Source organism: Lacinutrix chionoecetis (assembly GCF_053604665.1).
The window spans coordinates 25,612-38,657 of sequence record NZ_JBSHNQ010000053.1 but is presented as its reverse complement, the minus strand read 5'-3'; the positions used below and the strand labels follow the sequence as shown (position 1 = coordinate 38,657).

Annotated in this window: 7 protein-coding genes; all 7 read left to right on the top strand. The window is 33.2% G+C overall.

Translation table 11 applies throughout. From position 1 onward, the window contains the following. Positions 1 to 18 precede the first annotated feature (18 nt). A complete protein-coding gene (locus ACVC43_RS00975) occupies positions 19 to 2,118 on the top strand; it encodes a Piwi domain-containing protein (RefSeq protein WP_452222707.1) in 2,100 nt (699 codons plus the stop codon). Positions 2,119 to 2,138: 20 nt separating this feature from the next. After that, the gene (locus ACVC43_RS00970) at positions 2,139 to 4,223 is read left to right on the top strand and encodes a GmrSD restriction endonuclease domain-containing protein (protein ID WP_452222706.1); all 2,085 of its coding nucleotides are present in this window, start codon (positions 2,139 to 2,141) and stop codon (positions 4,221 to 4,223) included. Positions 4,224 to 4,322: 99 nt separating this feature from the next. Further along, positions 4,323 to 6,278, top strand: a complete 1,956-nt coding sequence (locus tag ACVC43_RS00965) for an AbiJ-related protein (protein WP_452222705.1) — start codon at positions 4,323 to 4,325, stop codon at positions 6,276 to 6,278. Then, a complete protein-coding gene (locus tag ACVC43_RS00960; RefSeq protein WP_452222704.1) occupies positions 6,265 to 7,113 on the top strand; it encodes an HNH endonuclease in 849 nt (282 codons plus the stop codon). The genes ACVC43_RS00965 and ACVC43_RS00960 overlap by 14 nt, the downstream gene beginning before the upstream one ends. A 1,543-nt stretch (positions 7,114 to 8,656) precedes the next feature. Continuing rightward, complete coding sequence (locus ACVC43_RS00955; protein ID WP_452222703.1) at positions 8,657 to 9,091, top strand: DUF6943 family protein; 435 nt, start codon at positions 8,657 to 8,659, stop codon at positions 9,089 to 9,091. 177 nt (positions 9,092 to 9,268) lie between these two features. After that, positions 9,269 to 9,910 (top strand): DUF6266 family protein, encoded by a 642-nt coding sequence (locus tag ACVC43_RS00950; RefSeq protein WP_452222702.1) that lies wholly within the window; start codon positions 9,269 to 9,271, stop codon positions 9,908 to 9,910. A 273-nt stretch (positions 9,911 to 10,183) separates the two neighbouring features. Beyond that, on the top strand, positions 10,184 to 13,006 hold the full coding sequence (locus ACVC43_RS00945; protein ID WP_452222701.1) for a triple tyrosine motif-containing protein: 2,823 nt from the start codon (positions 10,184 to 10,186) through the stop codon (positions 13,004 to 13,006). The last annotated feature ends 40 nt before the right edge of the window (positions 13,007 to 13,046 follow it).

Genomic DNA, 13,046 nt, shown 5'->3' with positions numbered 1-13,046 from the left:
AAAAACAAATGAGCAATAATGCAAAATCACTGTTTCAACATACTAACATTTAATCACCCACAGGAAGAACTTACATTTTACTATACCAATGTAGAAAATGAAACACTTACAAGGGTGTATCATAGTTTAGTTCCTGATGAGGTTATTGAGGAGTTTGGGGAACAAGAGCATTATTACACATCTTACACCAAAGAAATAGAGGGTTTTTATCCAGTTACAAAAGCGGTTAACCCAAGCTACGAAACAAAGGAAGATGAAAACGGAGAAGAACGCTCTTTTAGAGTTCATAATTCAGGTTTATCAGTATCTCTTTTAAAACGATACTATAATTCACAAATTCACGAGTACTTCACAGGTAAAGGCTTTTTGGTTAAACCTAATTTTATAAGTGATACAGAAATTTGGCTACAAAGTAAGAAGTACGATAAAACTGGTCAATTTAATCTATTCGACCGCTATTCGCTTAAGGTACAATTCAAGACGGTAACAAAACAATTGGAATTACTCGTAACCTTTGAGGGTACTTCAAAAGTCTATAAACAATCAGTTGAAGAATTACAAGAATCCGTTTCCCCAATGGCTTTTAATTGGGTAATATTTGAAAATGGTCTATATAAATTTGATGAATTGCCAAGTGCAGGTAAAAGAGCTTACGACCAAGTATTTCCTGTTTGGAACTTCGATATTCGGGATGCTTTAGGGGAAACAACGGAAGCACCTGATAAATCCAACAAGTACATAAAGTTTAAAACTGCAATTGATTTCTTTTATAAGACCTATCTAAATACTGAAGAGTTTAAACAGCTCATTCCAATTACCTCAAATGGGTTTATTCCTGTTGAAGAAATTAGATTAGGTAGAGTAAAAAGCAATAGCAACCAGTTATTGTTTGGTGATGGTAAAACGCATATTGTTCCTATGAGTGGTATGAAAGACTATGGACCATTTGATTTTAGTGATACTTCAAACATTCATTTTTTCTTTATATACCATAAGCAAGATGTGGAGGTTGCTAAGAAAATGGACAGGTATTTTAGAGGTACAGAAAGAGGTTTTGGTGGTTTGTCAAAGTTTATACATACGCCTTACCATACAGAAAAAGGGTTCAGTATCTGTTTTGAAGATTTAGATAATCCTTGGTCTGAAATTTACACTAAGATTACCGAAAAGCATTTTGAACCTGATATTCAATACATAGCTATTTACATCAGTCCGTTTTCCAAAAACTCACCTGATAAATCAAGGCGTAAGATTTATTACAGACTCAAAGAGTTGCTACTTAAAAAAGGAATTTCCTCTCAGGTAATAGATGCAGAAAAAGTAATGAGTAACGATAAATATTACTTTAGTCTACCCAATATTGCCATAGCCATTTTAGCCAAATTAAACGGTATTCCTTGGCGTTTGGACAATACAGTTAAGAAAGAATTAGTAGTTGGTGTAGGAGCATTTAAAAACCCTGATTTTGATGTTCAATACATAGGAAGTGCATTCAGTTTTTCTAATAATGGAAGATTTAACCGTTTTGAATGTTTCCAACAAGACCAAACGAGAGAATTGGCGGGTTCCATCATTAAGTCAGTTAAGGATTATGCAGCTCTAAATCCTGATATAAAACGCTTGGTAATTCATTTTTACAAGACAATGAGCCAAGACGAATTACAACCCATCGAAGATGGATTAAAACGATTAGGATTAGGAATACCTGTATTCATAGTTTCCATCAATAAAACGGAATCATCAGATATAGTAGCATTTGATTTAGGTTGGAAAGATTTAATGCCACTAAGCGGTACATACATCAATATTGGTTACAACAAATTCCTGTTGTTCAACAATACCCGATACAGCAACAATCAGTTTAATTTCTATGATGGTTTCCCATTCCCGATTAAACTTAAAATCTACTGTACTCAAAAGGAATTGGTAGATGATTATAAAACAGTAAGAGAACTTATAGACCAGGTATATCAATTCAGTAGAATGTATTGGAAATCTGTACGCCAACAGAATTTACCAGTTACTATAAAATACCCTGAAATGGTTGCAGAAATGCTCCCACACTTTGACGGTAACGAAATACCCGAATTTGGAAAAGATAATCTTTGGTTTTTATAAGGATAAAGAATTAAAAATATATGGAAGCAACACAAGCACAATTATTAAGCTTATTAGACGGCAAGAAGCAGTTTACAATACCAATTTACCAGAGAACCTATTCTTGGCAAATTAAGCAATGTCAGCAATTGTTTGAGGATATTCTAAGAGTAGGTAATGACGCTACAGAGCTTTCACATTTCATAGGTTCTATAGTTTATTTTAAACCAGGTAACTCTCCAATTACCAGTGTTCCCGAATTACTTGTAATTGACGGCCAACAAAGACTTACTACAGTTTCCTTAATGCTTCTTGCTCTTATTCATTATTTAAAGGAACACGAAGATGTTACATTGGAAGATGAGACTTGGGAAGAAATACAAGAAACCTATTTAGTAAACAAACATAGAAAGGATGACTCTAAGTTTAAGTTGCTTCTAACTCGTAAAGACAAATCTACTTTTACCAAACTTATTGATGAAATAGAAATTGACGGAGATTATTCTAAAAAGGTATTAGATAACTATAATTTTTTCAAAGGGAAATATCACTCTGAGAATGTTCAAGCCATTTACCACGGTATTAAGAAGTTGATTATAGTTGATGTAATTCTTGAAAGAGACAAAGACAATCCACAGTTAATATTTGAGAGTTTGAACTCTACAGGGTTAGACTTATCACAAGCCGATTTGATACGAAATTACATATTAATGGGTCAGCCTTTAGAACTTCAAGATGTACTCTATGAAAAATATTGGTATCCAATGGAACAAAGCTTTGGTGAAAATATTGGTGCTCTCGCTTGGTTTATCCGTGATTATCTCACAATGAAGGAAGCTTCCATTCCTAAAATAAATCTTGTGTATGAGACTTACAAAAGGTTTCTCAATTCTAAAAACGGCTTTAAAACCGTTGAAGATGCCATAAAGAGTTTACACAGATATTCAAAATTCTATGTACGAATAGCACTATTAAAGGAACAAGACACCGAAATAGCTAAGAAATTAAAAGAGATAACAAAACTTAAAATTGACACCTCATATCCTTTCTTATTGGCTGTATATGGTGATTTTGAAGAAGAGCAAATAAACAAAGATGAGTTTATTGAAATCATATCCTTGGTTTCTAATTATGTATTCAGAAGAGCAATTTGTGGTATTCCAACAAACAGTCTTAATAAAACCTTTGCAACCCTTTACAAGCGAATTAAAAGAGAAACCTATTTGGAATCAGTTAAAGCTGCATTCTTGTTAATGGATGGTTATAGACGTTTCCCTTCAGATGCTGAATTTACAAAGGAATTACAAGTTAAAGACGTTTACAATTTTAGGTCAAGAAACTACTTGTTAGAATCTCTTGAAAACTGGAAACGTAAAGAATTGGTTAATGCTGAAAACTATACAATAGAACACATTTTACCTCAAAATCAGAATGTATCTCCACAATGGAAACAAGAACTTGGTGAGAATTGGGAAACAGTAAAAGACAAATATTTACATTCATTAGGTAATCTTTCGTTAACCGGATATAATTCAGAATTATCAGATAGACCATTTGCTGATAAGAAATCAATAGAAGGTGGTTTTGATACAAGTCCTTTGTTTTTAAATTCCTCAGTAAGAGAAGCTACAACTTGGAATGAAGATGCTATACTCAAAAGAGCTTCCAAATTAGCTGAAAGAGCCTGTACAGTATGGCAAAAGCCTAATTTATCTAATGATAGATTAGAGTTATACAAAGAGCCTGAAACCACTAAAGAACAAGCGGTTTATAACATTGAACATTATGACCACTTACAAGGTGATATGTTGGAATTGTACAAGAATCTTGAAAAACGAGTTTTAAATTTAGATGCTTCGGTAAGAGTAGAATTTAAAAAGCTATACATAGCATTTAAAGCACAAACAAATTTCGTTGATGTTGTTCCTCAAAAGAAAAGATTACGTCTTTCATTGAACACTGAATTTGACCGTATTAAAGACCCGAAAGGTATTTGTAAAGATGTATCAGGTTTGGGTAGATGGGGTAATGGAGATGTTGAAGTAGGTTTAGAGAATCTTAATGATTTAGATTACATAATGGAATTGATTGAACAAGCATTTGAAGAACAAGTAGAGGCTGTATAGTAATCACTTTACTTCTTAATTACGCAACGGAGACTATAAAGTAAACTATTATTTTAAATATAACTATAAGCTTGGTTTGTATGGAAACCAAACGGCAATATGAATAAACTCTCAAAAAAAATAAGGTTAGATATACTCAGAATGCTTTTATCAGAGCAGGATTTATTTGGAGAACCTCAAGAAGCTGTTAGTATCATTGATTTTTTAGATGAAATGTTTGATTTGAAATCTCTTCCATCAGAAGATGATAGATTCTCAAATGCTTATGAAGATGCTTTTCAGCATTTAGTCAATAATTACGATTGGGAGTATGAATATGTTCTAACAGATAGGTTTAACATTATTGATGACCCTGATGTATTTATTACCTTTTTAAATAAGATTATCCATCCAAATATTAGGAAAAAAGAAGATGATATTACGAGATACTATCTATTAATAAACCCTTATTTAGAAAAAGAAAATTTAAACTATTCACTTGAATCATATAATGATGAAGGTTTATCAGTCTATGAAGTTAAAGAAGTTAATAGCACAAGCAATGTACCTTCTACAATAATTGAAAACAAAATACCTTTTTATGTAGATAATAACCCTACTGGTTATTATGATTATAAAAATTCTCATAAAACTCCTCTCTCTTTTCCTTGTTTCGTTCTTGTTAATAATAGCGGCTGGAATGACTTTAGTAATAGGTCTTCGTATTATTTGTATTTCTATTCAAGCATTTCTGAATGTAAGAATATTGGTCCTGTAAAAATTATTCATCAAGAAGTAGATAATACGCCAGATATACTGAATGAAAGTTTCACCGTGTTAAATGAAAATTTTTGTTCACTTGGTCAGGATTATGAATATTATGAAAAATTAAAATCATTATTTGAAAAGACATACAATAGTATTTTTTGGGCGTTAAAAGACATTGCCATATATCCTGATATTTTAGAGGAGTTTGAAAACCACTACTATTTCAGAAATTCATTAATAAGGAATGATGAGCAAGAACAGCTATTACGTGAGGTAAAGTATCGTCTTTATGATTATAACCTAAAAAATCTTTACAGTTTCCAATATTCTTTTAAACCAAAGTTTGCTGATGAAGCAGTAGATGTTCATTTTGATTTTGATGCAAATAGAACTGTCCCAAGTAGGATTTTTGCTTTAATAGGTAAGAATGGTACAGGTAAAACCCAATTAATAACTTCTTTACCTATAGATATTTCTAAAAAAAAGGATGAAGTTTTTACTCCCAAAACACCTTTGTTTAGTAAAGTAATTGCAGTTTCTTATAGTGCATTTGATTCATTTGACGTACCAAAAAAAACAGCCGATTTTAATTATGTCTATTGTGGCCTCAAAGATTCAAAGGGTGAGCTTTATAGTGAAAAGGGTTTAAAACTTAGATTTCATAGCTCTTGGAAAAAGATTGCTACTAATAAAAGGTTTGATAAATGGCTTAATTTACTTCCTTTCTTTTTAGACCGTGAATTAATCAATGAGTTAATAGTTGGAGATGAAGATTCATTTGAAGAAAAAGTTGATATAAAAGGTTTTAATAGTGTTAGCAAAAAGCTTAGTTCAGGTCAAAGTATTCTCTTGTATATAATTACGGAGATTGTAGCAAATATTCGTTACGCTTCATTAGTTATTTATGATGAACCAGAGACCCATCTACATCCAAATGCTATATCTCAATTAATAAATGCAATATATAGTCTCACTAATGAATTTCAATCTTACTGCATCTTAGCAACACATTCTCCACTAATAGTTCGAGAACTCCTATCGCATAATGTTTATATAATGGAAAGAGAAGAAGCTGTTTTAAGTGTTAGAAAGCCATTTTCCGAAACGTTTGGTGAAAATTTGACGGTAATTACTGAAGATATTTTTGGTAATAATAGCATTCCAAATCAATACAAAAGGATATTAAATCGCTTAGTTGAATCAGGTAAATCTTATGATGAAATATTATCATTAATTGCATCTGACAATATTCCTTTGAGCCTTAATACAAGAATCTATTTAAAAAGTATTATTGATGAGAAATCTTAACGTTTATAGTGGAGACACATCAGATTTCTTAGATGAAGTTATTGGCTCAAAAAGAAACTCCAGCAAAGACCCAAATTACAAACAAAGAGTTAATATACTCGCTCCTGACATTAAGATTCTATTTGGTGATTATGAAACCGCTCATAATACGAATAATCACGTCAGTTTAACTCCAAACGGTTATGTAAACCAAGAAAAAACGGATTTGCTTAAATTGTATTCTTCTGGTAATTCAAGATTAATAAAATTAAAAAATAGTATTACAACTGTTTTAGATAACAGAGCTATGAATACTTGTCAGTATTGCACTACTGCACCAGTTGGTTCTTTAGACCATATTGTTCCTAAAGATGAATTTCCTGAGTTTTCAGTTAACCCAAAGAATTTATTGCCTGCGTGTACAACTTGTAACAGCCATAAAAATGAAAACTGGAAAGAGAATAACAAAACTATTTTCTTAAATCTTTATACGGACATTTTACCAAGTGAGCAGTATCTGTTTGTGGACTTGCTTATTACTGTAGATAACATTCAACCATCTTTTGAATTACGTAATGTTAATAATATAAATCCTGATTTTTTTGAATTATTAGAGAATCACTATTCACGTTTAAATTTACCTCAAAGATTTAAAAAAGAGAGCCATAAAGTCATTTCTGAGTTGACTAACTTAATTGCTGCAAGTAGTCATCTTCTTGATGAAAATCAAATAAAACAACTTGTTTTGACCAAAATAAATGAAGATAAAACCGTATTTGGTAATAATTATTATAAATCAATCTTAGAAGAAGCTTTAATAAACAATCAACAATATTTAGATAGTATATTGGGCTAATAATAGATAAAAGCATTTGGATATTCCCCAACGCACAGCCATTTGCTTCCAGTAGGTTCTTTTCGTTCGCTCGTGCCTCTCTTACTTCAATCACCCACTTCCTGCAACGTACAGCAAGAGAAGTCCTTCATTCATTTCCGTTGCACTTCAATTCATTCAGTCCTGCACTTGCTTTTCCCAACGCACATCCAAACGCAGGTAAAGCGGTGTTCCGCCTTCGTTCGTCAGCAAATAAAATCGCCAAGCCATTACAGCACATTTTTTGGAATACTTCAATTTTTAAAGGTCAAAAAAAGAGCTGCAATGCCCTTCGGGTACTTCGCTAAAGCTACGCAGCTTGTCACTTTTATTGCGTTCCTCTGTCAGTTGTCACGGTAGTTCCTTTGTCTTTTTTGCCACTTCCTTCCGTTCCTCCAGTCAGTCGCAAAAAATCCAACCACTACCCATAATTTTGCTCGCCTGCGGGTCGCTACGGGCTGCGGCTTACTGCTGTTTGATTTGCCTCCGCTATCGCTATGGCTATTAAAGCGGTAAGCCTTGTGTAAGTTCCGTTTCACTCCGCCTTTTTGTGTAAAGAAAAATTACAAAAAGGCTACGTTCCACTACACACATAGCTACAAACCACCCTTATCAGGGCTTCTGTTGGTAGCACCCTTGCTCCACTCGCAGGCGGCTCGCGTTGCTTGTCCAAAGTCCGCAATCCGTTCGTACCTCACTACTTGCAGCCATTGTCCAGCCGATTAGCTCAAGGCTGTTTTTACCTGCGTTTACGCACGATTTGACTAACGATACACATTCCAGTTAATAATTGAACTTAGGTTCTTTTAGAAATCCGACTTTTGATTTTATACTTCAATTAAAACAGTTTAAAAGAGTCAGTCTAATTCTCAATCCGATTATAGAGTAATAAAAAACTCAAACATAGAGCAAAGGTACAGGTGTGCGGATGCGAGAGCCACAAGGGTTCGCTTCGCCTGTTGGATAAAAAAATCTCCACCTTATAGGTAGTATTTTTTTTCCACAGCCCTTGCACCAATCGCACCGTTCCTGTGATACGGCACTATGTTTAATTTAATTTATTTCATTATGTATAAGTCACTCTTTTCAGTCCGTTGTGGTAGCCGTTGGTTGTTAGCGGGTATTCGTTCATCAGGTCGTCCTTTCTTTATAGGCGTAGTTCATTGTGGTGTTACAGATTACACCATTCGCCTATTTTGGTTAGAGTTATCATTATCAGAGCTTCCTTTTTAGGGGGCTCTTTTTTTTTCTCCTTGGAAGTGTATAATAAGTCAATAAATAATAGAGAAAAGCAAATATAGGCGGGTACGCTCTATGCCAACGCTCAAAGGGATTTTCAAGGTCAAGCCCTACGGGTTTTGATAAAAATCTCCACCCTTTGGGTAGTATTTTTTCCAAAAACCTTGACAACCCTTCCATACCCGCCTGAATCAGAGCTTTCTCTTTTATTTTTTTTCCTTTTTTCTTTTCTCTTTTAAAAATGAATGTGCGAAGCGAAGCGAGCAAATATTTAATGGCTCACTGTATGAAAACGTTTCGCATCAAAACCCACCGATTAAACCAGAATTATTCCGAACCTCATTTCTTTATATTGAATAAAGGATTGAATAGCGGAAAACCGCTGAATGAACCTTGTCCGAATTGCTTTGTCTGCATCACGACCAATGAAACCGATAAGGATTTTATGTATTGGCTTTGCTTCGGATTATGGAAATCTAAATCATTCCATTACTATCTAAAAGGTTCTGTAATTCCATTTATTACGATTGGAGATATTAAAAAGCACCTTCGAGATAGTGAAAATATTGCAAGTAAACATCCGCAGTTATTTCACCAGTCAATTCACCACCTAAAACTCTTAGAAATTAATGAGGAAAAACTCAAGCTTTCATTAAAAATTATTGATACCGCCAAAAAGGCAATCTTCTATAAGTTGATGAATAAAACAGGTGCGATTTGAACGCTGCATCTGTCATAAAATCAATTTCTTATAGGCAAAAAAGAGCAAAGAAAAGCAACAACAACCCTGACTAAACTAATGCATAGTTATTGAAGTATATTAGTTGAAAAGGGACAAAGCCGAGTCAAGTCCGTGCCAAGTCCGAACATTTGTTGAACCCCAAAAAATATAGAAAAGATGGGAAAAATTAATCAAGGTATTCTCGGTGGTGTCTCAGGACAGGTTGGGAATGTAATCGGTGGAACTTGGAAGGGCATTGATTACCTAAGAATTAAACCTTCCAGTGTAGCGAACCCAAGAACCGAAGGACAAGTTGACCAACGCTCAAAGTTTTCAACGGTACTTCGCTTCCTGCAACCAATGACAGACTTCTTGCGAGTTGGTTTCAAGTTGTATGCGAACAAGATGACACAGTTTAACGCTGCAATGTCTTATAACTTGAACAATGCAATTACAGGAGCTTATCCAAGTTTTGCTATTGACTACGCAAACTCTTTGGTAACTCGTGGAAATCTTACAGGTGCAGTTGGTGGAGCGGCTACTTCTCTAAGTGCTGCAACAGTAGATGTAACCTGGACAGATAACTCTGGAAGTGGAAGTGCAATGCCTACTGATAAAGCATTAATCTTGCTTTTCAATGCTACAAGAGGAGAAAGTGTATTTACCACAGCTGGACCAGTAAGGACAGCCGGAACAGAAAGCATTTCTGTGCCTTCTGAATACACAGGTGAAGATGTAGAGGTATTCTTAGCGTTTATCTCAGAAGATGGTTCTAAAGTAGCGAATAGCTCTTATTTAGGTTCTGTAACAGTTGCTTAATAGCGATTGACGTTTTCTTGAAAAACCGTCCTCATTTGGGGGCGGTTTTTTTATCTTTACACCTCTAAATTTTCCTATCTTTAGTCCTTAATTAGCTATAATTCAACACTTTTTGTTGCTTATTTGTATCTATTAATAGTTAATTATCTGATAATCAGTATCACATTACATTTTGTATTGGGAAGTAATAGGCTATACAACTCGGTTGATGTGTCTTCAATTTATCTCAACTAATAACCATACAAAATTGTATATTGCATTACAATTATTGTTATGGAGCATAATCTTTTCAAGTATATAAAACTCATTCTATTATTAGGCTTTACGCTAATTACCACGCAATTTAATGCCCAAGAATTACCTCCAATAAATACTTTTACACCACAACAATACAATGGTGAAAATCAAAACTGGGCTATTTCCCAAGCCCAAGACCAAACGATTTTTGTAGCCAATAAAGTAGGGCTTATAGAGTATAATGGTGCTAAATGGACACGCTACAATTCACCAAATGAAACAACTTTAAGAGCTGTAAAGGTGGTTGGTGAAAAAATTTACACAGGTGCTTACATGGAGTTTGGCTTTTGGACAAGGAATGCTTTTGGTGTTTTAGAATATACATCGTTATCTGCTAACAGTAATATCCCATTAATAGAAGATGAGCAGTTTTGGCAAATAATAAATGTAGACAACTGGATATTATTTCGATCCTTAAATAGAATATACATTTACGACACACAGGAAAACACCTATAAATTAATAGAAACAGATGCTGCCATTACCAAGCTTTATAAAGTGAATGATAGCATTTATTTCCAAGACATTAATTATGGTATTTATAGTATCGTTAATGGAAAGAAAACACTATTCCTTGATAATGCTATAGTAAAAGGAAATGTAGTTGTTAATATGTATAATTATAGAAATACCATATTAATTCAGACAGAAAATAATGGTTTCTACCAATATGAGAATAATAAATTGAAACCATGGACCAATGTTATAAATAGTAAGCTATCTAACTTTAGCGTATATAGCAGTATTAGGCTTAGGGATGGTGGTTTTGCGTTTGGAACCATTTCTCATGGTTTAATTGTGTTAAATGAGGAGTTTGAACTGGTATACGAACTAAATCAAAATCTTGGACTAAGTAATAACACAATACTTTCTATTTTTGAAGATAGTCATAGCAATATATGGTTGGGCTTAGATAACGGTATTAATTGTGTTAATAGCAAATCGCCTATTAAAATTTTTAATGATACAGAAGGTGATTTAGGTTCTGTATATACTTCCATTATTTATGAGGGGAATTTATATTTAGGAACAAATCAGGGATTGTTTTATAGAAATATGGATTTAGATCATAAAAAATTCACTTTTATAGAAGGGACGAAAGGTCAGGTTTGGTTTCTTAGTGATATCGATGATCAATTGTTTTGTGGTCATAATACAGGTACCTTTATAATAACTAATAATCGGGCAAATAAAATCGTAGATATTCAAGGAGCCTGGTCTGTAAAAACCATTCCAAACCATCCAGACCTTCTGTTACAGGGTAATTACAACGGACTGAATATTTTAGAAAAACAGCAAGGACAATGGGTATTTAGAAATAAAATTGAAGGGTTTGATATTTCTTCAAGATTTTTCGAAATGGTAGATGATAATACCATATTAATTAGCCATGAGTATAAAGGTGTCTATAAGGTAACAGTCGACAGTGATTATTTAACGGCAAAAAATATTGAAATTGATGCCATTGATAATGGGTTGAATTCGAGCTTGTTAAAGTATAATAACAAGGTGTATTATGTGTATAAAGAAGGTGCTTTTGTATACGATGTAAGTGCCAAATCCTTCAAAAAAGATGCCGTCTTAAGTCAGTATTTTAACCCCGTAAATTATTCATCAGGTAAGTTAATCTACGACGATGTTACACATACGCTTTGGGGTTTCAACAGTAAAGAAATTATTTATGTTAAAGCAGGAAAATTATCCAGCAAACCCGAAATAAAAAAAATAACCTTACCAAACAGCCTAAGGAATGGAGTAACTAGTTATGAGAATATCATTCATATAAAAGATAGCCAATATCTTTTTGGGACGTCCTCAGGTTATTTAATAATAGATATAAGCAAATTTAATAATACGACTAACAACGTTTTTATTAATTCAGTTAATAAAAGTGAATTAAATGGAAACGCAACTTTGCTACCATTAGATAGTCAAGCAGACTTAAAAGCAAAAGAAAACAATATAGCTTTTTCTTACAGTGTTACTCAATTCGACAAGCTAAAAGTTGTTGAATATCAGCATCAATTACTTGGAATCTATGATGAATGGAGCTCATGGTCTACAACACCAACAGTACGTTATAAGAATTTACCCTCAGGAAACTATACGTTTAACGTAAGAGCGAGAGTAAGTGAAAACCAATCTCAAAACACGGCAAGTTATCAATTTTATATTGGTAAACCTTGGTACATAACAAATACCGCCACCGCAATCTATCTAATAAGTTTTATCTTACTTATAATATTTTTACTGAGATTATATAATAGGTACCACATCAAACAAAGAAATAAATTATTAGTTAAAGCAGAAAGAGATTTAGCACTTAAAGACCTAGAAAATAAGCAACAGCAAATGCATTTCGATAACCTTAAACTGCAACAAGATATTGATGGAAAAAGTAGAGAATTAGCCATCTCTACAATGAGTTTAATAAGAAAAAACGAATTGTTAAATGGTATTAAAAAAGAGCTTAATGACATTAAGTCTAACAACGATATTAAACAGGTTGTTCAGATAATTGATAAAAACATAAACAATACAGACGACTGGAAGTTTTTTCAAGAAGCTTTTAATAATGCAGATAAGGATTTTTTACAAAAGCTAAAAGCAGAACACAGCAAATTAACACCAAACGATTTAAAGTTATGCGCTTACTTGCGGTTAAATCTATCTTCTAAAGAAATTGCACCATTACTAAACATTTCACCACGTAGTGTCGAAGTAAAGCGATATCGTTTAAGAAAAAAAATGAATTTACCGCACGAGACGAGTTTGGCTAACTACATCATAGAGTTGTAATAGTATTACAAACAGTAATTTTTCCCATACATTACCACAA